Consider the following 24,244-nt stretch of genomic DNA (forward strand, 5'->3'; position numbering starts at 1 on the left):
TGCTATCTGGCGACGACCTCGAAGGTGCCGCGCAGGTGGATCCGCGCGGAGGAACTGCCGACCTGGACCTCGAAGGTGCCGGGCTCGACGACCTGCCGCATCGACTCGTCGACCAGTTCCATCTCCCGCGGGCCGAGCGTAAGCCGGACCGTCCGCTTCTGGCCCGGCTTCAGCTCCACCTTCGCGAAGCCGCGCAACTGCTTGACCGGCAGCGACACGCTCGACTGCTGGTCGGCCAGGTACAACTGGACGACCTCCTGGCCCGTACGGTGCCCGGTGTTGGTGACATCGACTCGAACCTCCGTGGTCTCTCCTGCCTTGATCCGGCGGCGAGAGATCTTGAGGTTGTCGTAGCGGAACGTGGTGTAGCTCAGACCGTGGCCGAAGTCATAGAGCGGGGACGCCTTGAGACCGACGTACCCGTCGGCCGCCGCCCGCATGGGCTTGACGTCGTTGTAGATCGGGAGCTGGCCCACGCTCCGCGGCACCGTCACCGGCAGCCGCCCACCGGGGTCACATTTGCCGAACAGCACGTCCGCGATCGCCTCACCGCCGCGTTCTCCAGGGAGCCACGCCTGCACGATCGCCGGGACGTGCTCGGCGGGCCAGGTGATGGACGACGGACGGCCCGCCACCAGCACGATCACGACGGGCTTTCCGGTCGCGTGGACGGCCTTGACCAGCGAGTCCTGCACGCCGGTGAGGTTCAGGTCGGCGGCGTCGACCCCCTCCCCTCCAGTGGCGCCCTCGAAGAGGAAACCCTTGGACCGCTCGCCGAGCACGAGCACCACGAGGTCGGCGCCGCGCGCGGTCGCAACGGCCTTGGCGAAGCCCGTACGGTCAGCGTCGTTGATGCCGCAGCCCTTGGCGTAGGTGACCCTGGTCCCGGCAGGCGCGGCGACCTTGATGGATGCCAGCACTGTGGGCATCCCGTTCTTCGGCGGCCAGGGCGCGTAGTCGCCGGTGAGGTTCTCCGGGACGTCGGCGTTCGGCCCGATCACGGCGATTCGCTTGATCGAGCTCTTGATCGGTAGCAAGCCGCCGTCGTTCTTCAGCAGGGTGATGCCCTCGCGCGCGGCCTGGAGCGCGAGGGCGCGGTGCGCGGCGCCGCCCACGATCTGCTCGGCTCGCGCGGGGTCGACGTAGGGGTTGTCGAACAGCCCGAGCCGCAACTTGAGCATCAGCACGCGCCGGACGGCCCGGTCCACCAGTTCCATCGGGACGGAGCCGTCCTTCACCCCGTCCTTGAGCCCGTCGAGGTAAGCGTCCTCCCAGGTGATGCCCACGTCGACTCCCGCCTTGATCGCCTGAGCGCCGGCCTGTTTCTGGTCGGCCGCGACACGCTCGGTGACCAGCGTCGTGAGGCCGCCGCCCTCACTGATGACGACGCCACGGAACCCCAGCTCCCCTCGCAGGACCTGCGTGAGCAGCTTCTCCGACCGGTGCGTGGGCACGCCGTCGATTGTGGACTGGCAGGCCAGCGTCATCAGCGCGCCCGCGTCGGCGAACCCGGCGCGCCACGACGGCAGGTGGATCGCCCGCAGTTCGCGCTCGCCGATCTCGACCGAGCTTCCCTCCAGCCCGCCGACGTTCGGGGTCTGCAGCGGGAAGTGACACAGGGATGCGACGGTCCGGTCCGATCTGCTGACGTCGGTGCCCTGGACAGCGCGCACGATCGCGCCGATGATGCCACCGACCAGGTACGGGTCCTCGCCATACCCCTCGCAGCCGCGCCCGAAGCGGGGGTCGCGAAACACCTCGGCGACCAACGTGTTGAGCACATGGGTGCCGCAGGCGCGTGCCTCGGCCGCGACCGCGCCGTAGACCGCGCCGACCAGGCCGGTGTTCCAGGTGGCGGCGATCGACGGCCCCGCGGGGAAGATCGTCGCGTACGGCGCGGAATGACCGTTCGTCCCTTCGGCGATCTGCAGCAGCGGGATGCCGAGCTTGCTGCCCTTGGCGACCTTCTGCAGTTCGTTGGCAGCCTCCGCCTGCTGCCGGGGCGTACGGGGCTGCTTCACCGGGAGTGCCCCGGCGATCGTCTCGTTGAAGAACCCGAAGAACCCGCCTCCCTGCCCGAGGTCGCGCCACTTGCCTGCCGCATAGGCCTTGCGGTGCTCGTCCGTGGTGACCGGGGACGTCTTCGGGACCAGCCCGTCCGGCAGGACCTGCGGCATGTTCAGCTGGGCGATCTTGTCGGCGAGTGACATCTTCGCCAGCAGTGCCTCGATCCTCGGATCGGTCGGCTCCCCTGGCGTGGGCCGGGCCGTCGGCGCCTGCGCGCAGGCCGCCGGGCCGGAGAGGACCAGCGTCCCGGCCAGCGCAGCGGCGCCGTTCCCGAGAAAGCCGCGCCGTCCCACCCCGGCGGAAGTCACAGGGGCCTCATCAGTACCTGTCGGTTCCATGCCGCAACGGTAGGAAGGGCGCTGCCTGCGCCACAGCTTGCCCAAGGGGGCTCTTCGCGCCGACTTCGGTCTATCCGAAAGTAGGGGGCTACCGCCAAGACCGCCTCGCCGTCCGCGCGAGCGGGCGGCGCCGGTAGCGACAGACAGCGATGCCACCGGCCCTCGTCACCGTCTCATCGCCAGAACGCGCAGCCGGTCGTGTCGCTCGTGTTCTTGATGGTGGTCGTACCGGTCTTCAATGCCTTCACGTGCATTAAGGCGGTGCGAGGATCGACCAAAGTGGACTCCAGGTTCCATCCTCCGTCCGCTGCGGCCTCAGCGCGACGGAAGGCAGGCTAGTGCCATGACACAGATCGAAACGCCGCTGGCTCAGGCCCCTTACATCGCCTCGACGGCGGAGGAGCTGAGGGCCCGCAGGAAAGGCGACCGGATCGCGGCCGGGGTCGACCAGAGCGTGCTGTTCCCGCGAAGGGGCCAGGCGACGCTGTACGACGATCGGCTCGTGCTCAGCGGCTGGGGCGACGATGGCGACCTCGTCCTGCGCCCGGACCAGGTGACCTCTGTGGCGAACGAGTTCACCAACCTCTACGGCCGGTTCATCGGCGGGCTGCTCAACGCGGGAAAGCCGCTGATTCTCGGAACCACCATGGTCGGAGAGATCTACCTGATGATCGACCACCGGACCTTCATGGAGACCACCGACAATCGGCGATGGACCGCGCTGATCAAAGAGTGGCTCGGGTCCACGGGTGCATGACGAGCAGGGGCCGCGTCCGGTGAGCGTCTCGTGGCGGCTGCTGCCAGGGGCCCTGCGAGCCGACCTGGAGGAGGACCCGCCCGGAGCCCGCACGGCCCGTGACATCGCGGTGGACGTGTCCGGGATCCTCCTCGCCGTCCTGATCGGCGCGCTGAGCGGGTGGCCCCGGTACCAGGGCGTCGCGCAGCCGGTGGTGATCGCCGACGTGGCGGTCGGGGCGCCGGCCTGCCTGGCGCTGTGGTGGCGGCGCCGGTGGCCGGTGGGGCTGGCGCTCGCCATGACCCTGTTGTCGGCGGTGTCGCCCGCGGCCGGGGGCGCGGCGTTCGTCGCGACGCTGTCCGTCGCCGTTCACCGTCCGCTGCCTGTCGTCTTGTGGATCGGCTCCCTCGGCATCGCCACCGAGTTGGTGAATGCCGCCCTCTTCCCCAACCCGGGCGTGCCCTACGCGGCGAGCGTCACGATCGGCGCGCTCTTGACCATCGCGACGGTCGGCTGGGGGCGTGCCGTTCGGGCCCGCCGCGGCCTGCTGGCCTCGCTGACCGAACGAGCGCGCCGCGCCGAGGAGGACCGGCAGGCGAGGATCGCCGAGGCCCGCAGGATGGAGCGGGTCCGGCTCGCCCGCGAGATGCACGACGTGCTGGCACACCGCATGTCGCTGCTGAGCGTCCACGCGGGCGCGCTGGAGTTCAGGCCGGACGCCCCGCGGGCCGAGATCGCGCGGGCCGCAGGAGTGATCCGCAGCGGCGTCCACCAGATGCTGGAGGACCTCCGGGAGGTCATCGGGCTCCTGCGGGAGGAACCCGGCGAGGAGACGGCGCCGCGCCCCCCGCTGACCATGCTCCCCGACCTGGCCGAGGAGGCACGCCGAGCCGGGACGGACGTGACCCTGGACATGATGGTGGACGAGGCCGAAGCCGTCCCGGCGGTGGTGGCGCGCACGGCGTACCGGATCGTCCAGGAGGGACTGACCAACGCCCGCAAGCACGCCCCCGGCATGCCCGTGACCGTCACCGTCCGCGGAGCCCCAGCCATGGGCTTGGACATCGAGGTCCGCCAGCCGCTTGCCGGCCGGGACGCCGAGATCCCCGGGGCGGGTGTCGGGCTGGCGGGGCTCGCCGAGCGCGCCACACTGGCGGGCGGCACACTGGACCACGGGCTGGAGGACGATATGTTCGCCCTGCGTGCCCGCCTGCCGTGGGAGGCGTGATGGAGGACCGGGACGAGCCGATCAGGGTCCTGCTCGCCGACGACGAGTGGCCGGTGCGCGCGGCCCTGTCCACGATGCTCTCCGGGCTGGACGGCATCGAAATCGCCGGCGAGGCGGCCGACGGCACAGCCGTCCTGGAAGCGGTGGGCGCCACGGGTGCGGACGTCGTGCTCATGGACATCCGCATGCCGAGACTCGACGGCATCGCCGCGACCGAGCGGCTCCGCGCCGCGCCGGACGCGCCCGAGGTCATCGTGCTGACCACGTTCGACACCGACGAACTCGTCCTGCGGGCGCTGCGGGCCGGAGCGGCCGGGTTCTTGCTGAAGGACACCCCACCAGCGCTGATCGTGGACGCGATCCGGCGCGTCGCGTCCGGCGAGCCGATCCTCTCCCCGGCGATCACCCGCAAGCTCATCGCGCACGTCCGCGACGATGGGCCGCGGGTGGCCGCGCGCGAGCGGCTCGCCTCCCTCACCGGCGCGGAACGACGCGTGGCGGACGCGATTGGCCGGGGTCTGTCCAACGCCGAGGCCGCGACCGAGCTCTATATGACCGTGGCGACTGTCAAGTCCTACGTCTCCCGAATCATGGGCAAGCTCGGACTGAACAACCGCGTCCAGATAGCCCTGCTTATCCACGACGCCGAGTAAAGAGCCGCCGACAGGATGGCGCGCCCGGAGACCACCAGCGACGACGCGCTCGGGCGCCTCCGAGCCATCACCACCGCCGCCGCCACACTCGCCCTTCGCGGCAGCACCCCCGACCACGCCACCTACGACGTCCGGCTGACCGCAGGCGAAGGGGCACGACTGCACTGGCTCCCCAAACCACTGATCTCCGCATGCGGCAGTAATCTGCGGCAGTCCTGCACCGTCGACCTGGCTCCCACGGCCCGGCGGGTACTACGCGAAGAGCAGATCCTCGGACGCGCAGAAGAACCACCAGGCCACCTGATCACCCGCCTGACCGTCCGCCGCGACGGTCACCCGCGCCCGACGTGATCACCGCGACCCCCGGCCCCCGCCGCCGGGCGTCGGGACCGGCCACGACCCGAGCCACCTGGCCGGCATCGCCGACGTTCGGGTGCCCGACCTCACCCACGTCCACCCGGCCCCGGAAGGCTTGCGCGTCAGCGGTTGAGCTGCCAGATCCGGGCAGTGTCGTCGTAGGACCCGGTGGCCAGCAGCTTGCCGTCCGGACTGAAGGCCATGCTGATGATGCCGGCGGTGTGGCCGGTGAGGGCGGGTCCGGACTGCCGCTGGTCTGCCGCGGTCAGCAGCCGGGCGTCCTTGCCGTCGGAGTAGGCGAGCAGCGTGCCGTCCGGGCTGAAGGCGACGGCCCGGCAGTCCGACCAGCAGTGGATCGACGCGCCGACCCGCTGATGGCTGGTCAGGTCCCACACCTGTACCAGGTCACCGCCGGCGGCGGCGAGCCTGCGGCCGTCGGGACTGAACGCCACGCTCGCGATCCAGCCGTCGTAGCCGGTGAGGTCCGGTGTAACGTGCCGTTTCGCGGTGAGGTCCCAGAGCTCCACCACGCCCTTGGTGTTGTGGGTGTCCAGGTCCCTCTCGTTGCCAGTGGTGCCGACGGCCAGCACCCGGCTGTCCGGGCTGAAGGCCAGCGCGGTGACGTTGCCGGACTGCACCCGGGCCGCTTGGGTCGGCATGCCCTTGCCTCTGAGCGGGAAGAGCTGGAGGTAGCCGTCCGGCTCCAGGGCCAGGAGGTTCCCGCTGGGGGCTAGCGCCATCGCTCCGATCTGGCCTCCGTCGAGGTTCACGCCGCTGGACCTGCCCTGCCCAGACATCGGGAAGATGCGCAGGTACCCGTCGTTGCCGCCGGTGTAGAGCGCGGTGCCGTCCCGCGAGATCGCCAGCGATTCCACGCCGTCGGGATGCCGGTCCGGCGCGCCGCGCTCGGTGTGCGTGGCCACGTCCCACAGGCGGGCCGTCGCGTCGTTGCCTGCGGTGGCCAGCGTCTTGCCGTCCGGGCTGAATGCCACCGCCATGACCCAGGACGTGTGCCCGCGCAGCGTCCAGCTGGGCGGCGGGGGTGGAGCGGACGAGGTGGCCGGGTGCGGCGCGGGCTTGCGCGCGGCCGAGCCCGACCAGGGCGTCCAGACGAGGAGCCCGAGCAGCACGGCGACGGTCAGCGCCGCGCCAACGGCCAGGAGCCGGCCGCGCCGTGGCGCCCGGACCGGCTCGACCGCGGTGGGCTGCGTGCCTGCAAGCAGCCGGGCGAGCTCGGCCTGCCGGTCATCGATCAGCTGATGGACGGCGGGCGACCAGGGCCGGGCGGCCGGCGCGACCTGACCGACGAGCTCCAGCAGCCGACCCGGCGACGGCCGGTCGCCGGGCGCCTTGGCCAGGCAGGCGGCCACGACCGGGCGGAGCGAGACCGGCACGCCGCCGAGCTCCGGCTCGGCATGGACCAAATTGTAGAGCGTCTGCATGGCGCCCGGGCCGTCGAACGGACCGCAGCCGGTGCAGGCCAGCACCAGCACCGACCCGAGCGCGAAGACGTCGCCCGCCGCCGTCGGCGGCCCGCCCTCGGCCTGCTCGGGCGACATGAAGGCCGGCGTGCCGGTCGCGTCGCCGGCCAAGCCGTCGGCCGATGCGATCCCGAAGTCGATGACCTTCGGGCCGTCGGCCGCCAGCAGCACGTTCCCCGGCGTGAGGTCGCGATGCACCAGCCCTGCGCCGTGGATGTCACGCAGCGCGGCGGCCAGCCCGGCCGCCAGCCGCCGTACGGCGGGCTCGGGCAGCGGCCCGGCGGCCCGTACCGCCTCACGCAGCGATGGCGCCGGGACGTAGACCGAGGCGAGCCAGGGCACCGGCGCGTCCGGGTCGGCGCCGATCACCGCCGCCGTGTAGGCACCGGAGACGGTCCTGGTCGCCGTCACCTCGGCGCGGAACCGGTCCCGGTAGCCGGGCGCGCTGAGGAGCCGCGCGTGGACGAGCTTGACCGCGACCAGCCGACCGTCCGGGCCCGAGCAGAGCAGGACCCGGCCCATCCCGCCGCGGCCGAGTTCGGCCAGCATCCGGTACGGCCCGATCCGGGGCGGGTCGGTGAGGGACAGGGGGCGCATCGAGATCACCCCCGGGCGAGGGCGGCGAGATCCCAGAACTGGATCGTCCGCTTGCTCAGGGTGGCCAGCGTGCGGCCCTCGCCGTCGAATGCGACGCCGGTGACCTCGTCGCCGAGGGCGATCGGCCGGCCGACCGGGCGCTGCGTGGTCACGTCCCAGAGGCACGCGTCGCCATTCCTGGTGCCGCCGGCCAGGGTGTGCCCGTTCGGGCTGAAGGCGAGGAACTCGACCATCGTCGTCGAGCCGACGGTGATCGGCCGGCCGACCGCGCGGCCGGTCGGCACGTCCCAGAGCCGGACGGTGGAGTCGTAGGCCGCCGTCGCGAGCGTGCGGCCGTCCGGGCTGACCAGCGCGGCGATGATGTCTGCGGTGTGGCCGAGCAGTGACTGCCCGGACTGCCGGCCAGAGGTGACGTCGTAGACCTTCACAGCGGTCTGGTCCGGGATGGCCAGGAGCTTGCCGTCGCCGGTGAAGGACACCTTGGACAGGAGGTTGGCACCGCCGTAGTCGACCCTGCCGACCGGCGCGTGAGTTCGGGCGTCCCAGATCTGGATCAGGTCCATGCCGGCGCCCCCCAGCAGCCGGCCATCGGGGCTGTAGCCGACGTCGTGCGCCGGGCCCGGGGCGTCCATGCTCGCCATGAGCGGGACCGTCAGGGTGCCGACCTGCCGGCGGGTCTTGACGTCCCAGAGCTTGACGCCGTCGCCGGCGGTGGCCAGCGTGTCGCCGACCTGGTCGAAGGCGACGGCGAAGATCTTCGCCTTGTCCCCGGTGCCACCCTTGATCGGGTCTCCGGAGGGCTGCCGCGCGGCGACGTCGAACACCCGCACCGTGCCGTCGCCGCCGATCGCCACGAGCAGGCTGCCGTCCGGGCTGTAGCGCAGGTTGTCGAGCGGGACGTCGCTGGTCAGCGTGGCCACCGGCCGCCGCGCCGCGACCCCGGCCGGCTTGTCGGTGGCAGTCTTCCGCTTCTTGGAACCGCTGCCGCCCGACGAGGCCCAGGCGACGCCGCCCGCGACCGTCGCAACGCCAAGGACCGCCCCGCCCGCCGCCAGGATGCGCCGGCGGCTAGGCCCGGCGGGCGGCGCCTGGTCCACCGTGGTGTGGGCCGAGGGGAACGGCAGGCCGGTCGGCGGCCCGTCATGCAGCAGCCGGTCGACCTCGCCCTGCTGGGCGGCGATCAGGGCGTGCACCGCCGGCGGCCATGGGCGGGCGGCTGGCACCACGCCGCCGATCCGGCCCAGCAGCTGCTCGGGTGTCGGCCGACCGGCCGGATCCTTGGTCAGGCACGCCCCCGCCAGCTCCCGGACCCGCTCCGGCAGCCCGCCGAGCTCGGGTACGGCGGTGAGCACGTTGTGCAAGATCCGCGGCGCGCTGTCGGCTTCGAACGGACCGTGCCCGGTGCAGGCGTACACCAGCACCGAGCCGAGCGAGAACACGTCGCTGGCCAGGCCGAGCGACTCGCCGCGCGCCTGCTCGGGCGACATGTAGCCAGCGGTGCCGACGAGCATCCCGGTCCGGGTGACCTGGGTGCCATCGCCCTCGGCCGCCCGGGCGATGCCGAAGTCGATGACGCGCAGGCCGTCGTCGGTGAGCAGCACATTCGAGGGCTTGAGGTCGCGATGCACCAGGCCCGAGCGATGCACCTCCATCAGCGCGGCGGCCAGCCCCGCAGCTAGCCGCAGCGCCGCCTCGGTGCCCAGCACCCCCGTTTGCGCGACGGCGGTATGCAGCGCGGGACCGGGCACGTACACCGAGGCCAGCCAGGGAGTCGGCGCCTCCGGATCAGCGTCGATCACCGCCGCCGTGTAGGCCCCGGCGACCTGCCGCGATGCCCGGACCTCGCGCCGGAACCGGGCGCGGAACCCGTCGTCGTCGACGTACTGCTCGTCCACGAGCTTGACCGCGAGCAGCCGCCCGTCCGGGCCGCTACCCAACAGCACCCGGCCCATCCCGCCCCGGCCGAGCTCGGCGAGCATCCGATAGGGCCCGACCTGCCGGGGATCGGACGCGTCCAGAGGCCTCAAATTCACACCTCCCTCTCAGAAAGACAATCTTGTCTTAGAGAGAGGAGCACGGCAACCTGTGGGTGTGAGTGCCGATATCGTGTCACAGGGCTTGATCTGGGGTTTTGCTGTGCTCAGTAGCTCGGCTCCGGCAGGATCGCGGGATGGCTTTACGGCTGCTGTACTTGATCGTCTTACGGGTGTTCGGCTGGATCGCGCTGCTCGCCCGATCACAGGCGTCCAAAGACGCAGAGATCCTGGTACTGCGACATCAACTCGCCGTGCTCAGACGCCAGGGCGCCGCTCCCCGACCATCATGGGCGGACCAGGCGATCCTCGCCGCGCTCGCGCGGCTCCTCCCCCGACGCCGCCGGAACCACCTGTTCGTCACACCGAGGACGATCCTTCGCTGCCACGCCGAGCTGGTCAAACGGCGCTGGACCTACCCCAAGCACGGACCGGGCCGACCGCCGATCCGCCCCACGATCAGAGCCCTGGTGCTGCGGCTGGCCGCCGAGAATCCGGGCTGGGGACACCGGCGCATCGCCGGAGAGATCACCAGCGCGGGCCGGAAGGTGTCCCCGGCCACCGTGTGGGCAATCCTGAAGAAGGCCGGCATCGATCCAGCCCCGCGGCTCAGCGACCCGACCTGGACCCAGTTCCGGCGCTGACGCTCCGCTGATCTGGGTTCGTTACAACAGTCGTTACGCCCTGACCGGGCAGGGACCGAGCGGGAGGCTGGCATGCAGCACGGGGGTGTTCATTCGGCACGGGCTGTGAGCTCCATCGTGGTCAGCCGGCCTGCGGGTCCTCATGATTGCCAGTGGGCAGGCACGTGGGGTGGGAAAGAACTAGCTCCTCGTCCGTGCTGCCGTCACAGAATGCATGCCTGATCGCCGGGAGCATGTCTCTTGTAGGTCCGAGAGGGAACGCGATGAAGTACCTGGTCAGCGCTGAGCTCGAGACACCGACCGATACGCCCGAATTGGATCCTCTCCAGCGTGAAGGAGCCGCTGCCCTCCTCACAGACGGGCTCGTCCAAGTCGACGAGGTCACCGGCCCCGATGGCATCGAGGTCGAGGTGGAGGACTTCCGCATCGGTGTCCATCCGGCAGGAGCCGTCGTGGGGATTGTGTCCGATGCCCCGGCGCTGGAGTTCGCTGAACAGGCCATGCGCGTGATCATCGAACAGATACTGGAGCACACCGAGTTGCTCGCCGGCTGGCAGGTGACCAAGTGCGAGGTCAGCCTGAACGACGAGCTGGCGTTGGAAAGCCTCCGAGCCGCCGAGGGACACACCGCACCGCCTGACGACCCCGCCGAACGCCTCACTCCCCCGCACAGCGACACACCGGAGTCCGGTGTGCAAGACCTGCAGGACCAGAGCGACCAGGTCCGCGTCCAGATCCTTGAGGCCGCCGAGAAGCTACGGGCATTCGATCTGACAGCTTTCGGTCACTATCCCGATGAAGCTGGCCTCGGGCTCGGCTCTGACCAGGCCCGCCTGGCCGCAGGAGCCCTTCTGTGCTCGGTCGAGACCATGCTCGATCACCTCTTCACAGACATCGAAACCCTACGCACAGACCACTTGACGGTCGCCGAAGGCGACGGGTTCTTCGTCATGGACGGCCTGCCAGCCCAGTACGCACACAGGTACACGGCGCTGCTCGCACAGCAGTTCATGGTCGCGGCCATCACGATCACGAGCCGCTTGCTCGAACCGCAATGGCATAAGCCGTCATGCGTGGCCGAGGCGCTCGCCCTGCACCTGCTTATCAGAGAGGCCAAAGCAACCCTCGACATGTTCGACCTGCTCGACGGCCGGGCGGCCGAGCACGCTTACGCCGCCTTCCAAGAACACGCCTATGAGGACCTGGACTTCGAATGGCTTTACGACCCTAGCTTCGACGGTATCGATCAAGACCCCAGCCTGGGCTTCCTGGACATCCGCCCGATGGACGTCGGCTCCTGGTTCCTTCCCTACCCGACAGCGACCCGTCCCCTCCATCCCTACGCCGAGAGCAAACCGCCCGCCGAACGCACCGAGTGGGACGACTGAACCTGGCGATCACAGTCGGGCGGCGATCCAGCACAGAAAAGACCGCGACCGGTACGCCCCGGAGATCACTTTCGCCTATGAGCAGCACGCCGAGGCCATGCCGCTGATCGGTTTCATCGGGCCGGACGCGATCGTCACCGGCGTCGAAACCGTGCCTGCCCGCACATTTACCTCGAGGACAGCGCACGGACTGCCTGATGAGTTCCCGGGCACGAGGCACCAGGGGAAGAGGCCTCGCCGGCGCCACGGGGGAAGACACACCGGCGGTTCGATCCGCAGCCGCGAGATCAGGGCGGCGCGGCCTGCAGGCCGGCCAGGACCTCAATCAGCACGGCCGGGCCCGGTGCGCTGGCTTGCCGCGACAGCGTGACGAGCCAGCCCTCCGGATCGCCGAGGAAGTCCAGCGCGTTCGCCGCGCGACGGGCGTACGGGCAGACGCCCGCCACGCTGCAGACGCGGCACCGGCCGTCGACGAGCGCGTGAGCGGCCAGCGTCGTGATCGCCGTCCGGCGCAGCAGCTCAGGATCGGTCAGCATCAGCCCTCCATCTCGCTGCGGCGGCGCGCGAGCTCGGTCTCGGCGAGGATTTGATCAGTAGCGTCGACGACGTCAGCGAGGGGACGCCGTCGAGGGCCGCTCGCCCCGCACCACCGGTAGGCCCCGTTCAGGGCCCACACCGTCAGGTGACGGACCGACAGCCGCGCGGCCCGCCCGTTCACCCGGGCCTGCAGCTCGTCTCCATCGATTCCGCGGTGGCGCAGGTGGGAGGCCAGGCTCTCGATCGCCTCGGCCGGGGAGATATCGCGGAACGCGGGCCCGGCGCGGATCTCCGACGGCAATGGCAGCGCTAGCCAGGCCGCCGTACCCGGTAGCCGGTACGCGCCCAACGGGGCCCGGCTGGGATGCATTCCCCACCGGCCCTGCGACTCCTCGGCCAGCGCGCCGAGGATCTGCAGGCCGCGACCGCTTTCACTTTCGGCATCGGGGACACCGACGGCGGGAACCGTCGCCGCCGACCAGCTCGCGCCCAGGCCCATATCGAAAACGCTCAGAACGAGCTCGCGAGGGAGCGCCGTTCCTCGCACGTACAGCCACAGCTCAGGCAGGCCCGTCACCGGCGGCCCGCTCTCGAGCGCCGCGTGCGCGGAGCCATGCACCAGGGCGTTCGTCGCCAGCTCGGACACGGCAACCGTTGCGGTGTGGACGAAGTCTTCCGGCACTCCGAGGCCGGACACGACATCGCTGACGATCCGGCGGGCATGGCGGACCATCCGGTCACCAGGAAGCTCCCAGGCCACGCACGCGCCAGCGCGCAGCGCGTCCGCTGCAGACTCCATGGCGGATGCGGTCATCGCCGTGACCGGCCGGCAGGAAACCCCTGCAGGCGAGGAGAGACGACCTTGACTGCGAGCGCAGCGATCGTGCGCACCTCGCTGACCGGGCCCGCCGCAGCACCGAGCGACCAGAAGAAGGACGGCACTCCGCCCGGCCCTGGTCTGCAGGTGATGAGTTCCGCGAACTGCTCGAAATCCGGATCCCAGACGCGTACCTGCGTGGGAAACGGCGACGTGGCCAGGCCGAGAGCCGCACATGCCGCGCTCAGCTCGGAGCAGTACCGCCGGTACGGATCAGTCACCATCGGCCGGGCTCCTCTTGCGCGCCGCGAGGCCGAACGCATCCTTGCGAACGCCGGCAGCAGCGCTTGGCACCCGGGCTTCGGGGGACATGTCTCGTGGCCTCCTCTTGTGAACTCCATGGGGTTGTGGCGTCCGTAACGCTTCCGGGCCCGGGCCGCCCCGGCAACGACGATGCGTCGTGGGTCGGGCACGGCGGGTTATGACGGATTGGCATAGCCGCCGGGTGGTGGCGGAGCTACGGTGAGGCGGGCCCCGAGCGGCCACGCAAACCTGCGCGGGGCGCAGTAACACCCGTTTTTCCTGCACGGCCCGAGGAAAGGTCGCCCGGATGGCCAGTACCGCCCGCGTCTGCCCCAGCTGCCGCATCACGGTCTTGAGCCGGTACAACGCCGAGCCGCTGTGCGCAGCTTGCTTGCGCTCGGTACGGGATCCCGGCGCGCTGGTCCCGACGTGGATGTGGGACTCGCCGCCGATGCGGCGCGCGCTCGCGCGCGCCGACCTAGGGGCGTTCCTGGCGATCCTGCGGGGCGCGGCCGGACTGTCGCAAATGGACTTGGCGCACTTGGTCGAGGGCTGGTCGCAGTCGACGGTGAGCCTGATCGAAAACGGGCGCCGGGCCACGTTGTACGACGTCAGGGAGTTGTTGCGCGTCGCTGATGCGGTCGATATGCCACGGCAGGCGCTGTTGCCGCTTGTCTTCGGCGATCCAGGTGTCACCGTGGAAGAAGCAGACAATGCCGACCTTACGGGAGATGCGTTGGCCGACCTTGATCGCCGGTCCTTCAACACCATGACGGCCGGTCTTGCCGCCGGAGCGCTCGCCCCGATGATCCGGATCCCGGACCGGGCCGATGCCGCACACCTGCGATATCTGCGGGCCGGGCTGGCGCGGCTGCGTAACCGTGACCACGATGTCGGCGGCGGCGCCATAGTGCGGCAAGCAGCCCGGCAGTTCTCCCGGGCTCGCCGCATGCTCGATGAAAGCGACTACACCGAGACCATCGGCCGTCAGCTGCTGGCCGTGGCAGCCGAACTGGCGATTTTCACCGGATGGCTCGCCTACGACGCTGGCCAGCAGCAGCTGGCCCGGCGGCTCTACAGCGAGGCCGAGTTGCTGACCGGCAGCATCGGCGATGGGCAGCTGTCCGCACACGTGTACCTCAACCTGGCGATGCAATCGACCTACCTGGCCCGGGTCGGTACCGCGCGGGGCATGGCGCGGGAGGCTCTGCGGTTCACCGCACAGGCGGCGGAGACGGCCCGGCATGAGCCGTCGCCGCGGCTGCACGCGCTGATCGCATTGCGGGGGGCCGCCGCGCACGCCCAGCTACGCGATGAGATCGCGTTCCGGTCAGCGATCGGGCAGGCCCGGCGCGAACTCGACCGCGGCGCACATCCCTTCGACCCGCCCTGGTGCGGCTTTGTCGACCACACCGAGGTCACCGGGTATGACGCGGACGGCCGGATCTGGCTCGGCACACCCGCCCGCGCGGCTGCCCTCTACGGCGAGGTGCTGGCCGATCGGGGCCTACCCCGCCGGAACCGGGCCTACTACCAGGCCCGGCTAGCCGGGGCGCTCCTGGATGACGGCGACCGCACCGAGGCGATCCGCCAAGGGCTGATGGTCCTACCGGAACTGGGCGAGCAGGTGACCTCGACGCGGACTCTGATCGAGCTCCGGCCGGTACGCGCAGCTGCCGAACAGGCCGCTGCAGCGGAGTTCGTGACCCGCTTCGACGCCGCCGCCCGGTCGCTATCGGTCGCCTAAGGGGAGAGAGCATGTTCGATGGGGTGAAGTTCCGCCGCTACGACGCGGTCGGCGCCAAGACCGTCCGCGACCTGGTCGCCGACATCCACCGCGACGCCTACGGCGAACGGGTCACTGGCGATGGGTTCTCCTCCGACGAGGCGTTCATGCGCCGGTTCGACGCATACACCGCCCGCGACGGCTTCGACCTCCTCGTAGCCGTCGACGACGCCGGCGAGGCAATCGGTCAAGCGTGGGGGTGGCCCCTGCCCGCCGACACCGCCTGGTGGCGCGGCCTGATCGAGCCGCCCGAATTGGGCTTCACCGACGAAGACGGACATCGCACCTTCGCATTGAGCGAGATCATGGTCCGCCAAGCGTTCACCGGGCGAGGCATCGCCCACGCCCTCCACGACGAACTTCTGAGCGACCGGACCGAGCAACGCGCGACGCTCCTGGTCCGCCCGACCAACACCACGGCGTACCAGGCATACCAGCGCTGGGGATGGCGGACTGTCGCCAAGCTACGCCCTGACTGGCCCGATGCCCCGCTGATGCATGTCTTGACCCTGTCCCTGCCACAGCATCGCCGGTCCTGATGCGGGCCAGGGAAGCAGCCGCCCGGGCCGCGCCACAAAGTCGCTGTGACACCGTGGAAGCGGCAGTCGCCGATGCTCGCCGTGCGGTGTTTGAGTTCGACGACGCTCGGACGTGGCCGGAGCCCACCCGGCAGGGCATGATGGAGCCGCTTGCTGCCGAGATGTGGGGCCTGTGACGTGCGGTTAGTTAGGGGACCTGCACAGCGCCGGGCGGGGCCTTCATGGATGTTGGTCGTCCGTTTGGAGAATGTGGAGGCCGAATCCGGCGAGGATGGCGTCGGCCTGATCGACGGAGATGTGGGCGCCTTTGAGAGCGTGGAGGTCGACTGGTGTGAGCTGGCCGAGGTCGGCTCCGCGCAGGTCGCGGCGCGTAGGTCTTCTCTGAACTAAGAGATGATCGGGTCTGTACGGTCAACGGTGGATCTTCGAGCAGGAAGTGACACCTGATGACAGACGTGACGGTCTCCGCCGAGGCTGTAGAGGAAGTCCAGCCCGTGGGGGTGAGGGGCCCTGCGTTTTCCGGACAGCCGTCGACGCCCGGACCGTCCCAAGCTCCGGCCAACCATCCCCGAGGGGCTCAGGGACGGGCGGCTGTGAAAGCCGACCATTGCTCGGACGCGCCGACTGCGTCTACGGGGCTCCGGGTCCCTGGCCCGCCAGGTCCAGTGCGATGTCCATGATCATGTCCTCCTGGCCGCCCACCATCTTCCGGCGGCCGACCTCGACCAGGATGCTGCGGGTGTCCAGCCCGTGGCGCTTCGCGGCGGCCTCGGCATGGCGCAGAAAGCTGGAGTAGACGATGATCTCACACGTGAGCGGCCGACCGGTGTCGGCTGCCGACGCCAGGAGCGCACGGATCGCGTGGTCCGCTCGCGCCGAGATTCGCATGGCGTCTTACGCCACCCAATTAGCCCCCTTTAGGTGTCTATTGCCGTGAGGGCGGGCCGCCAGCCGAGCTTGGGGGCGATCAGCGTACGGACGTCGTGGAGGATCTGCTCGTAGTCTCGCTCGTCGAACTCGTACGGCAGTTCCAGGCGCAGCTCGGAGACCGCGGCCACGGCGCGGTCTCCGAGCAGGCGCTCGATGATCTCCGCTGAGGGGCCGACCAGGTCGGGGGCGAAGAGGATCCGCCGCTCACCGTGGGGTGCGAGGGTGCGGGCGTGCCGGCTCGCCGCATAGCGGCGGTACCGCTCCCTGGTCGCGGCATCCGCGCCGTCCCACGGCACGATGACCCGGCCCAGCGCCACCCGGCCGGGGCGGCCCGGGGGCAGGAGGCGGCGGTACTCTCCGATCAGCGCGAGCTGCGCGGTCACGAAGTCGTCGCTGCCCTCGCCCTGGATGATGTTGCCGGTCAGCAGGTTCAGCCCGTGCCCGGCGGCCCAGCGGATCGAGCGCAGGCTGCCCCCGCCGTACCAGATCCGGTCGAGCAGTCCCGGGCTCCGCGGCTGCAAGCGCGGCCGCTGGACGTTCCCCGGTGAGTGGATGACGGTGTCCGGGCCGCCGAGGTAGTCCCCGCGCAGGTTGTCGACGAGCCGTCCGATCCGGCCGTACGACAGGTCGTAGGAACGCCAGTCGCCGTCGTACACGACGTCCCCGAGCAGGTCCGCGTGCGGCATCCCGGTGCTGAACCCCGGGTGCAGCCGGCCGCGGGCGAGCACGTCGACGGTCGCGAGGTCCTCGGCCAGCCGGAAGGGGTTCTCGTAGCCGATCGGGATCACCGCGGTCCCCAGCTCGATGCGCCGGGTGCGCTGGCTCGCGGCGGCGAGGAAGACCGCCGCCGAGGAGACGCCGTGTTCCAGGTGCCGCTGCCGGATCCAGGCGCCGTCGAAGCCCTCGCGCTCCCCGAACTCGAACAGCCGGAGCGTCGCCTCCAGCCCGGCGTACGGGTCGTCGTCGGGGTAGTTGCCGGGGCTCAGGAAGGACAGCGAACGGATCGTGGTCATGCCCGCTCCTCTGATCGACGTGGGCCGGTGGCGGCGCGGGCTCTCCGGCCGGGGATGGCGGCCAGCAGTTCGCGGGTGTGGGGGTGGGCGGGAGCGCCGAAGATCTGCTCGGTCGTGCCGGTCTCGACGACGCGCCCGTCTTTGAGGACCGCGACCCGGTGCGCGATCTGCCGTACGACGGCGAGGTCGTGCGAGATGAACAGGTAGGCCACGCCGGTGTCGGCCTGCAGTTCGGCCAACAGTTCCAGCACCTGGGCCTGGACGGAGACGTCGAGCGCCGAGACGGGCTCGTCGCACACGACCAGGTCGGGCCGGAGCGCGAGCGCGCGGGCGATCGCGACCCGCTGCCGCTGCCCACCGGACAGCTCAGCCGGCCGTCGGTCCAGCGCCGAGGCCGGGAGGGCCACGCGGTCGAGCAGTTCCCGGGCACGGGCCGTACGGGAGGCCCGGTCGCCGATCCGGAAGGCCCGCAGCGGCTCGCTGATCACCTCGCCGATCGAGAACCGCGGGTCGAGCGAGGCGTACGGGTTCTGGTAGACGAGCTGGGCGCGGCGCCGCAGCCGCCGCAGCGCATCTCCATGGGCGGTGGTGACGTCCTCGCCGTCGAAGACGATCCGCCCGGCGGACGGCTCGACGAGGCGCAGCACCAGCCGGGCGGTGGTCGACTTGCCGGAGCCCGACTCGCCGACCAGGGCCAGCGTCCGGCCGCGGTGCACGGTGAGACCGACGTCGTCGACGGCCCGCACCGTACGGGCGGTGCCCCGCGTGTGCGGGAGGGGGAACTCCTTGACGAGACCGTCGGCGACGACCAAGGGCTCCTCCCCCGGCGACGACGCGCCGGCGGGCCGTACGCGCGGCCGGGCGACGGTGAGGCTGGGCGCGCTGCGCAGCAGCCGCCGCGTGTACTCGTCCTGCGGGTCGTCGAGGATCCGCCGGGCCGGGCCTGCCTCGACGACACGTCCCCGCGACATCACGACGATGCGCTGGGCCCGGTCCGCGGCCACGCCCAGGTCGTGGGTGACGAGGAGGACCGCGCTGCCGAGCTCGCCGGTCAGGTGCTCGAGATGGTCGAGGATCCGGCGCTGCACCGTGACGTCCAGCGCGCTGGTCGGCTCGTCCGCGACGATCAGTTCCGGCGAGGCGGCGATGGCGATCGCGATCAGCACGCGCTGCCGCATGCCGCCGGACAGCTCGTGGGGATACTGCCGGGCCCGCGTTTCCGGGTCGGGCAGGCCCGCCCGTTCCAGCACCGCCACCGCGTCCAGCGGCGCCGAGCGGCGGGTGGACCGGCCGTGCAGCCGCAGCACCTCCGCGACCTGCTCACCGACGCGTTTGACCGGGTTCAACGACACGGTCGGGTCCTGCGGGATCAGGCCGATCCGCGCCCCGCGCACGGCGCGCAGCCCGCGTTCGGACAGGTGCGTGAGATCCTCGCCGGCGAACCTGACGTGGCCGGCCTCGATGACGGCGTTGTCGGCGAGCAGCCGGGGAACGGCGTGCGCGGTCGTGCTCTTGCCCGACCCGGATTCCCCCACGAGCGCGACGATCTCGCCCGGGTGCACGTCCAGGTCGACGCCGCGCACGGCGGTGAGCCGGCCGGTCCGGGTCCGGTACGAGACGGTCAGGTCCCGGATCTCCAGCAGCGGGGTGCCGGTCATGACGCCCTCGCGAACTCGCCGTCCAGCGCGCGGGCGATCCGGTTGGTGGCCAGTACGGTCGCCGCGATGGTCAGCCCCGGCAGGGTGGTCATCCACCAGGCGTTCGCCAGGTAGTTGCGGCCCTCGGAGATCAGGGTCCCCCATTCGGGTGCCGGTGGCGCCGCGCCGTACCCGAGGAAGCTGAGCGCGGACACCGCGAGGATCGCCGCGCCGAAGTCCAGCGTGGCCAGCACCAGGACCGGGCCGGTCGCGTTGGGGAGCACGTGCCGGGTGAGCACGCCGTACCAGCGCACGCCGCAGGAGCGGGCCGCCTCGACGAACACCGCCTGGCGCACCCGCAGCACCTCCGCCCGCGTCACGCGGGCGAAGGTCGCCACGCTCGCGATCCCGACGGCGACCGCCACCTTGACCGTGCCGTAGCCGAGCGCGGTGACGAGGGCCAGTGACAGGAACAGCGCGGGGATGGACAGCAGCACGTCGACGAACCGCATCAGCAGGTCCTCGACCCACCGGCCGACGAACCCGGCCAGCAGGCCGAGCAGGCCGCCGACGACGAACGCGACCGCCACCGCGATCAGCGTCGCCTTCAGCGACAGCGCGGCGCCGTGGACCATCCGGGCGTACAGGTCGCGGCCGAGTTCGTCGGTGCCGAACCAGTGCGCCCCGCTCGGCGGCCGGAACGCCTGCGCGGGTGTCCCGGTGAGCGGATCGCGGGAGGTGAACAGGCCGGGCCCGAACGAGGCCGTGAGCACCGCGGCGACCACGAGGATCGACAGGACGAGCCCGGGACGGCGTAGCAGGAACCGTCCCGTACGCGCGAGGTCGAACCGGCGGTGGGCGGTCCAGTCGCCGTGTCCGACCGGCCCGGCGAGGGCGGCCTCGGCCACGATGTCCTCGTCCAGCGTCCGGCTCATGTGAGCCTCCAGCGGTTCTGCCCGGCCAGGACGATCCGGGGGTCGAGCAGGGGATAGATCAGGTCGACGGCCAGGTTGACCAGCACGAACACCAGCGATCCGAACACGATGACGCCCTGGACGACCGGGATGTCCTGGGCCGAGACCGCGCCGGCGGTGACCCGTCCGAGGCCGTTGCGGGAGAAGACGGTCTCGACGACCACGGAGTTGGCCATGAGTTGCCCGACCAGGACACCGAGGACCGTCAGGGCGGGCAGGGACGCGTTGCGGAGCGCGTGGTGGAGGTGCACCCGTGCCCGTCCGGCGCCCTTCGCCCGCGCCGTCTCCACGTACGGCTCGGCCAGTGCGGTGGACAGGCTCTTGGCCAGCACCTGCGCGATCATCGCGCCGCTGAGGACCGCCAGGGTCACGGCCGGCAGGACGAGCCCGCGCAGCCCGTCGTTGCCGAAGGCCGGGAACAGCCGGGCCCGGAAGGAGAACAGCTCCACCAGCATCAGCCCCACCCAGAACGTCGGGACGGACACCCCCAGCGGCGGCAGCGACAGCAGTGCCTGCCGCAGCCAGCGCAGCGGGGTGTAGGTCGCCAGCAGGGCGAGCCCTCCGCCGAAGATCACCGCCAGGACGAGCGCGGTGCCGGTCAGCTCCAGCGTCTGCGGGAGCGCGTCGGCGATGACCGAGGTGACGGACCGGCCGGTCGCCACCGAGTCGCCGAAGTCGCCGCGCACCGCCTTGCCGAGGTAGTCGGCGTACTGCACCAGCGCCGGCTTGTCGAACCCGTACTCCGCCTTCAGCCGGGCGAGCTGCGCTGGGTCGGCGGTCCCCTGGTCGGCCCCCTGGCCGGCCATGGCCGAGACCGGGTCGCCGGGCAGGTAGTCCAGCACCAGGAACGACACCGTGTAGGCGGCCCACAGCACGCCGGCCGCCTGCGCGAGACGCCTGATCACGTAACGGCGCATCGGTCAGCCGATCCAGGTGTCGTGCAGCTGGATGCGGCTGGACGCGTCGAACCGCAGGTCGTGGACCGTCTTCGCCACGCCGAGCTCGGTCTGCAGCTCCACGACCGGGATGACGTACGCGTGCCGGGCGATCTCCTGCTGTGCCTGCGCCACCACGGGCCACCGCTTCGCCTGGTCGGCCGCGGCGGCCTGCCCGTCCAGGAGCGCGTCGAGCCCCGTCTTGGGCAGCTTGTAGACGTTCGCGAGACGCGTGGAGTAGGAACTGCGCAGGATGTCCGGGTCGGCGCGGGTGATGTTCCCCCACAGCAGGTCGAAGTCACCGCTCTGCTGCACGCGGACGAGCTGGGCGATCTGCAGTTCCTTGAGGTCGAGCTGGACGCCGACGGCCTTGAGCTGCTGCTGGACGAGTTCGAGCGTCGGCTGGTTGGTGGCCGCGTTCGCGAACCACGTCGCGGTCAGGCGCAGTCTCGCGCCGTTCTTCTGCCGGATGCCGTCGCTTCCGGCCGTCCACCCGTCCGCGTCCAGCAGCGAGGCCGCTCTGGCCCGGTCGTGGGCGAGGAGCGATCCGAGATCGCGGTAGCCGGGGGTGGTGTGGGCCAGGACGCTCGTGGCGGGCTGGGTGCCGGCCGGGAAGACGGTGTCGGCGATCTGCCGGCGGTCGATCGCGAGTGAGATCGCCTGGCGGACCTTCTCATCGGTCAGCGGGGACCGGGCGTTGTTCGGGCTCAGCCCGAAGACGATGCCCGGGTTGGCGCGGGCCTGGAGGTGGACGCCGGACGCCTTGAGCGCGGCCTCGTCGGCCCGCCCGACGCTGCCGATCGCCTGAACCTGCCCGGACTGCAGCGCGCCGGTCCGTACGCCCGACTCGGGCAGCACCCTGAACACCAGCCGGTCCAGGTACGCCTCACCGTGCTTGCTCCACAGCGAGGAGCCCCAGGCGTACCCCTTGCGTCTGGTGAGCGCGATCTCCTGGGCCGGGACGTACTTGGACAGCGCGAACGGACCCGAGCCGATGACGCCCTGGCCGCACCGCTGCTGCGGCGACTTGGCGGCACTGGACGCGGCGACGATCCCGAGCGAGTGCGTGGCCGTGGCCTGGAGGAACTGCGCGTTCGGCTGTTCGAACGTCACCTTCGCCGTCAGGTCGTCGACGACGGTGGTGCCGGTGTACCCGCTCAGGTAGCCCTCCGCCAGGAGGGCGAGCGGGCCGAGCTTCGGGATGGCGTCGAAGTTGGCCTTGACGACCTTGGCGGTCAGCGGCGTGCCGTCGCTGAAGGTGACGCCCGGCCGCAGGTGGAAGGTGAACGTGCGTGCGTCCGGGCTGACCTGCCAGCTCTGCGCGAGCCAGGGCACGATCCTCCCCGAGGAGGGGTCCTGGTCGGTCAGTGAGTCGACGAGCTGGCGTACCGAGTAGATGGTGTCGTTGCTGCCGACCTGCTGGGGGTCCACGCAGCCGGCGTCCGACCCGACCGCGAAGGTCAGCGTGCCGCCTGCCTTGGGCGCGCCGGAGCCGCTGCCCGCGGCCGCGCCGCCGGAGCCGCATGCGGCCGACGTCCCGACGGCGGCCACCAGTGCGGCGGCGTACACCCAGGTGCTTCGTCTCACGGAAGTGGTCCTCCTCATCGCCGTCGGATCCGGGCGGCGCGCTGCGCGCCGTCGGTCCGGCATGTTTCTCTGAGCCGCCGGAAGGCGCTGGCGTGGAAGACCAGCGGGGCGATGTCGGCGGAGGCGTCCAGGTCACGGACGCGGAAGACCACGATGTCGTGGTCGCCGGACCGGACCTCCTGCTCGATCGTGCAGTCGAACCAGGCCGCCGCACCCTCGATCAGCACGGAGCCGTCCGCGGTCGACCGCCAGGCCACGCCGGCGAACCGGTCGCCGCCACGAGCACCCAGCCGCCGCCCGACCTCCTCCTGGTGCGCGCCCAGCACGCTGATCCCGATCCGCCGCAGGCCGCGCAGTGACGGCCACGTACTCGAGGTGTGCGCCACGCACACCGACACCAGCGGCGGATTCAGCGACACCGGCACGAACGAGCTGGCCGCGATCCCCACCGGCCGCCCGTCGACCAGCCCCGCGACCGCCGTCACACCCGTCGGATAGGCGCCGTAGACACGGCGCAGTTCGAGTTCCACCGCGGTCATGAGTTCCATACCTCCGCGAGCAGCTGGAATGACCGGAGCCGGTCGGCGTGGTCGTGGGTGATCGTGGTGACCAGGAGCTCGTCCGCGCCGGTGACCCGCTGGAGCACGCGCAGGCGTTCGGCGACGGTCGCCGGCGAGCCGACGAACTGGGTGTCGATCCGGTCGGCGACCAGCGCCCGGTCCTCCGCGCTCCACTCGTGCGCGTCGGCCTCCTCCGGCGTCGGGAAGGGGATGGCCCGCAGCTCCTTGCGGATGCTGCGCACCCACAGGCCGTACGGGGAGGCGAGCCGGCGCGCGGCCTCGTCGTCCGCGGCGACCACGACGTCCGCGGAGACGAGGACGTACGGCTCGGAGAGGACGTCGGATGGCTTGAACGCCTCGCGGTAGGCGGTCACGGCCTCCAGCACGGTGGCCGGGCTGACGTGGTAGTTCGCCGCGAACGGCAGGCCGCGCTCGCCGGCGACCTGGGCGCTCTGCCCGCCGCTGCTGCCGAGGATCCATAGCTGCACGTCGGCGCTCTCGCCTGGAACGACGTGTGCCTCGTGGCCCTCCGCCGACCGGTAGGTCCCGGCCAAGAGCGCGATGATGTCGTCGACCTGGTCGGCGAAGTCCGGGGACCGGGCACCGGGCTGCTGGAGCAATGCGCCCTGCAGGGCGACCGTCGGGGAACCGGCCAGGGAGGCGAAGGAGAAGGGCGGCGGGATGAGCAGGCCGTCGACGACCTCCGCCTCGCGCGGAGGCGGGGGTGGTGCGCTCCCGAGCCGGGCGAACTCCGCGCGGCGCTGACCGGAGCGGCCGAGGCCGAGGTCGATCCGGCCGGGGTGCAGGGCGTCGATGGTGCCGAACTGCTCCACGACCGCCAGCGGCGTCTGGTGGCCGAGCTGGACCGCTCCCGACCCCACCCGGATCCGGCTGGTGGCGGCCGTGACCAGGCCGATCAGGACGGCGGGCGCGGAGCTCGCGACGCCGGGTGCGAGATGGTGCTCGGCGAGCCAGTACCGGTGGTATCCGGCTTCCTCGGCGTGCCGGGCCAGGTCGATGGTGTTGCGCAGCGCGTCGCCGACGGTGCCGCCGGACGGGACCGGCGCGAGGTCCAGGATCGAGAGGGGTACGGGCATGCTCGCC

At 71.3% G+C, this 24,244-nt stretch carries 23 protein-coding genes; 9 read left to right on the top strand and 14 right to left on the bottom strand.

Annotated elements, in window-relative coordinates:
* Window positions 1-2: 2 nt before the first annotated feature.
* Window positions 3-2,375, bottom strand: a complete 2,373-nt coding sequence (locus ABEA24_RS46945; protein WP_345441597.1) for a glycoside hydrolase family 3 C-terminal domain-containing protein — start codon at window positions 2,373-2,375, stop codon at window positions 3-5.
* A gap of 373 nt (window positions 2,376-2,748) precedes the next feature.
* On the opposite strand from ABEA24_RS46945, the gene ABEA24_RS46950 reads away from it, so the two are divergent.
* From ABEA24_RS46950 to ABEA24_RS46965, 4 genes are read left to right on the top strand one after another with little or no spacing between them, the layout of a single operon-like run.
* Window positions 2,749-3,162 (top strand): hypothetical protein, encoded by a 414-nt coding sequence (locus tag ABEA24_RS46950; RefSeq protein ID WP_345441599.1) that lies wholly within the window; start codon window positions 2,749-2,751, stop codon window positions 3,160-3,162.
* Window positions 3,155-4,369: a sensor histidine kinase gene (locus ABEA24_RS46955; RefSeq protein WP_345441602.1), complete on the top strand. Its 1,215-nt coding sequence runs from the start codon at window positions 3,155-3,157 to the stop codon at window positions 4,367-4,369. The genes ABEA24_RS46950 and ABEA24_RS46955 overlap by 8 nt, the downstream gene beginning before the upstream one ends.
* Complete coding sequence (locus ABEA24_RS46960) at window positions 4,369-5,022, top strand: response regulator transcription factor (protein ID WP_345441605.1); 654 nt, start codon at window positions 4,369-4,371, stop codon at window positions 5,020-5,022. Before ABEA24_RS46955 ends, ABEA24_RS46960 begins: the two co-directional genes overlap by 1 nt.
* A gap of 15 nt (window positions 5,023-5,037) precedes the next feature.
* The gene (locus tag ABEA24_RS46965) at window positions 5,038-5,373 is read left to right on the top strand and encodes an urease accessory protein UreD (RefSeq protein WP_345441607.1); all 336 of its coding nucleotides are present in this window, start codon (window positions 5,038-5,040) and stop codon (window positions 5,371-5,373) included.
* Window positions 5,374-5,501: 128 nt separating this feature from the next.
* Here ABEA24_RS46965 and ABEA24_RS46970 read toward each other — a convergent pair whose 3' ends face one another.
* Together ABEA24_RS46970 and ABEA24_RS46975 are read right to left on the bottom strand one after the other, a co-directional pair.
* A complete protein-coding gene (locus ABEA24_RS46970) occupies window positions 5,502-7,457 on the bottom strand; it encodes a WD40 repeat domain-containing serine/threonine protein kinase (protein WP_345441609.1) in 1,956 nt (651 codons plus the stop codon).
* 5 nt (window positions 7,458-7,462) lie between these two features.
* Window positions 7,463-9,484 carry a WD40 repeat domain-containing serine/threonine protein kinase gene (locus tag ABEA24_RS46975; protein ID WP_345441612.1) on the bottom strand — a complete coding sequence of 674 codons (2,022 nt, stop codon included), beginning with the start codon at window positions 9,482-9,484 and terminating at the stop codon, window positions 7,463-7,465.
* A 143-nt stretch (window positions 9,485-9,627) separates the two neighbouring features.
* On the opposite strand from ABEA24_RS46975, the gene ABEA24_RS46980 reads away from it, so the two are divergent.
* On the top strand, window positions 9,628-10,134 hold the full coding sequence (locus ABEA24_RS46980; RefSeq protein ID WP_345441615.1) for a helix-turn-helix domain-containing protein: 507 nt from the start codon (window positions 9,628-9,630) through the stop codon (window positions 10,132-10,134).
* 263 nt (window positions 10,135-10,397) lie between these two features.
* Window positions 10,398-11,522: a hypothetical protein gene (locus ABEA24_RS46985; RefSeq protein ID WP_345441618.1), complete on the top strand. Its 1,125-nt coding sequence runs from the start codon at window positions 10,398-10,400 to the stop codon at window positions 11,520-11,522.
* Window positions 11,523-11,809: 287 nt separating this feature from the next.
* On the opposite strand, the gene ABEA24_RS46990 is transcribed toward ABEA24_RS46985, so the two are convergent.
* From ABEA24_RS46990 to ABEA24_RS47000, 3 genes are read right to left on the bottom strand one after another with little or no spacing between them, the layout of a single operon-like run.
* Window positions 11,810-12,058, bottom strand: coding sequence for a hypothetical protein (locus ABEA24_RS46990; RefSeq protein WP_345441621.1), 249 nt, complete (start codon window positions 12,056-12,058; stop codon window positions 11,810-11,812).
* Complete coding sequence (locus ABEA24_RS46995) at window positions 12,058-12,858, bottom strand: ATP-binding protein (RefSeq protein WP_345441624.1); 801 nt, start codon at window positions 12,856-12,858, stop codon at window positions 12,058-12,060. The genes ABEA24_RS46990 and ABEA24_RS46995 overlap by 1 nt, the downstream gene beginning before the upstream one ends.
* Window positions 12,859-12,869: 11 nt before the next feature.
* A complete protein-coding gene (locus ABEA24_RS47000; RefSeq protein WP_345441627.1) occupies window positions 12,870-13,160 on the bottom strand; it encodes a hypothetical protein in 291 nt (96 codons plus the stop codon).
* Between the two features lie 326 nt (window positions 13,161-13,486).
* Between ABEA24_RS47000 and ABEA24_RS47005 the strand changes: the two genes are divergently transcribed.
* From ABEA24_RS47005 to ABEA24_RS47015, 3 genes are all read left to right on the top strand, one after another.
* Window positions 13,487-14,926: a helix-turn-helix domain-containing protein gene (locus ABEA24_RS47005; RefSeq protein ID WP_345441630.1), complete on the top strand. Its 1,440-nt coding sequence runs from the start codon at window positions 13,487-13,489 to the stop codon at window positions 14,924-14,926.
* Between the two features lie 11 nt (window positions 14,927-14,937).
* Window positions 14,938-15,504, top strand: a complete 567-nt coding sequence (locus ABEA24_RS47010) for a GNAT family N-acetyltransferase (RefSeq protein ID WP_345441633.1) — start codon at window positions 14,938-14,940, stop codon at window positions 15,502-15,504.
* A 240-nt stretch (window positions 15,505-15,744) separates the two neighbouring features.
* Window positions 15,745-15,894, top strand: a complete 150-nt coding sequence (locus ABEA24_RS47015) for a hypothetical protein (protein WP_345441636.1) — start codon at window positions 15,745-15,747, stop codon at window positions 15,892-15,894.
* Window positions 15,895-16,134: 240 nt separating this feature from the next.
* Here the strand turns inward: ABEA24_RS47015 and ABEA24_RS47020 are convergent, their stop codons facing one another.
* From ABEA24_RS47020 to ABEA24_RS47055, 8 genes are read right to left on the bottom strand one after another with little or no spacing between them, the layout of a single operon-like run.
* Entirely contained in the window at window positions 16,135-16,392 is a 258-nt protein-coding gene (locus ABEA24_RS47020) for a hypothetical protein (RefSeq protein WP_425551320.1), read from the bottom strand.
* A gap of 29 nt (window positions 16,393-16,421) precedes the next feature.
* Window positions 16,422-17,447 carry an LLM class flavin-dependent oxidoreductase gene (locus tag ABEA24_RS47025; protein ID WP_345441639.1) on the bottom strand — a complete coding sequence of 342 codons (1,026 nt, stop codon included), beginning with the start codon at window positions 17,445-17,447 and terminating at the stop codon, window positions 16,422-16,424.
* A complete protein-coding gene (locus ABEA24_RS47030) occupies window positions 17,444-19,105 on the bottom strand; it encodes a dipeptide ABC transporter ATP-binding protein (protein ID WP_345441642.1) in 1,662 nt (553 codons plus the stop codon). The genes ABEA24_RS47025 and ABEA24_RS47030 overlap by 4 nt, the downstream gene beginning before the upstream one ends.
* Window positions 19,102-20,019 (bottom strand): ABC transporter permease, encoded by a 918-nt coding sequence (locus ABEA24_RS47035; RefSeq protein WP_345441645.1) that lies wholly within the window; start codon window positions 20,017-20,019, stop codon window positions 19,102-19,104. Before ABEA24_RS47035 ends, ABEA24_RS47030 begins: the two co-directional genes overlap by 4 nt.
* On the bottom strand, window positions 20,016-20,975 hold the full coding sequence (locus ABEA24_RS47040; RefSeq protein ID WP_345441648.1) for an ABC transporter permease: 960 nt from the start codon (window positions 20,973-20,975) through the stop codon (window positions 20,016-20,018). Before ABEA24_RS47040 ends, ABEA24_RS47035 begins: the two co-directional genes overlap by 4 nt.
* 3 nt (window positions 20,976-20,978) lie before the next feature.
* A complete protein-coding gene (locus tag ABEA24_RS47045; RefSeq protein ID WP_345441651.1) occupies window positions 20,979-22,580 on the bottom strand; it encodes an ABC transporter substrate-binding protein in 1,602 nt (533 codons plus the stop codon).
* Between the two features lie 14 nt (window positions 22,581-22,594).
* Window positions 22,595-23,119, bottom strand: a complete 525-nt coding sequence (locus ABEA24_RS47050) for a flavin reductase family protein (RefSeq protein ID WP_345441654.1) — start codon at window positions 23,117-23,119, stop codon at window positions 22,595-22,597.
* Window positions 23,116-24,237 (bottom strand): LLM class flavin-dependent oxidoreductase, encoded by a 1,122-nt coding sequence (locus ABEA24_RS47055; RefSeq protein WP_345441829.1) that lies wholly within the window; start codon window positions 24,235-24,237, stop codon window positions 23,116-23,118. The genes ABEA24_RS47050 and ABEA24_RS47055 overlap by 4 nt, the downstream gene beginning before the upstream one ends.
* Window positions 24,238-24,244 lie beyond the last annotated feature (7 nt).

The organism is Actinoallomurus vinaceus (assembly GCF_039542055.1).
GTDB classification, from domain to species: Bacteria; Actinomycetota; Actinomycetes; order Streptosporangiales; family Streptosporangiaceae; genus Actinoallomurus; species Actinoallomurus vinaceus.

Excerpts from the sequence above, each read along its gene's own strand:
- ABEA24_RS47025 (WP_345441639.1), bottom strand. The coding sequence starts at position 17,447 with ATGACCACGATCCGTTCGCTGTCCTTCCTGAGCCCCGGCAACTACCCC.
- ABEA24_RS47005 (WP_345441630.1), top strand. The coding sequence starts at position 13,487 with ATGGCCAGTACCGCCCGCGTCTGCCCCAGCTGCCGCATCACGGTCTTG.
- ABEA24_RS47020 (WP_425551320.1), bottom strand. The coding sequence starts at position 16,392 with ATGCGAATCTCGGCGCGAGCGGACCACGCGATCCGTGCGCTCCTGGCG.
- ABEA24_RS47030 (WP_345441642.1), bottom strand. The coding sequence starts at position 19,105 with ATGACCGGCACCCCGCTGCTGGAGATCCGGGACCTGACCGTCTCGTAC.
- ABEA24_RS47040 (WP_345441648.1), bottom strand. The coding sequence starts at position 20,975 with ATGCGCCGTTACGTGATCAGGCGTCTCGCGCAGGCGGCCGGCGTGCTG.
- ABEA24_RS47010 (WP_345441633.1), top strand. The coding sequence starts at position 14,938 with ATGTTCGATGGGGTGAAGTTCCGCCGCTACGACGCGGTCGGCGCCAAG.
- ABEA24_RS46985 (WP_345441618.1), top strand. The coding sequence starts at position 10,398 with ATGAAGTACCTGGTCAGCGCTGAGCTCGAGACACCGACCGATACGCCC.
- ABEA24_RS46995 (WP_345441624.1), bottom strand. The coding sequence starts at position 12,858 with ATGGAGTCTGCAGCGGACGCGCTGCGCGCTGGCGCGTGCGTGGCCTGG.
- ABEA24_RS46965 (WP_345441607.1), top strand. The coding sequence starts at position 5,038 with ATGGCGCGCCCGGAGACCACCAGCGACGACGCGCTCGGGCGCCTCCGA.
- ABEA24_RS46970 (WP_345441609.1), bottom strand. The coding sequence starts at position 7,457 with ATGCGCCCCCTGTCCCTCACCGACCCGCCCCGGATCGGGCCGTACCGG.
- ABEA24_RS47055 (WP_345441829.1), bottom strand. The coding sequence starts at position 24,237 with ATGCCCGTACCCCTCTCGATCCTGGACCTCGCGCCGGTCCCGTCCGGC.
- ABEA24_RS46980 (WP_345441615.1), top strand. The coding sequence starts at position 9,628 with ATGGCTTTACGGCTGCTGTACTTGATCGTCTTACGGGTGTTCGGCTGG.
- ABEA24_RS47035 (WP_345441645.1), bottom strand. The coding sequence starts at position 20,019 with ATGAGCCGGACGCTGGACGAGGACATCGTGGCCGAGGCCGCCCTCGCC.
- ABEA24_RS46950 (WP_345441599.1), top strand. The coding sequence starts at position 2,749 with ATGACACAGATCGAAACGCCGCTGGCTCAGGCCCCTTACATCGCCTCG.
- ABEA24_RS47050 (WP_345441654.1), bottom strand. The coding sequence starts at position 23,119 with ATGACCGCGGTGGAACTCGAACTGCGCCGTGTCTACGGCGCCTATCCG.
- ABEA24_RS46960 (WP_345441605.1), top strand. The coding sequence starts at position 4,369 with ATGGAGGACCGGGACGAGCCGATCAGGGTCCTGCTCGCCGACGACGAG.
- ABEA24_RS46990 (WP_345441621.1), bottom strand. The coding sequence starts at position 12,058 with ATGCTGACCGATCCTGAGCTGCTGCGCCGGACGGCGATCACGACGCTG.
- ABEA24_RS47000 (WP_345441627.1), bottom strand. The coding sequence starts at position 13,160 with ATGGTGACTGATCCGTACCGGCGGTACTGCTCCGAGCTGAGCGCGGCA.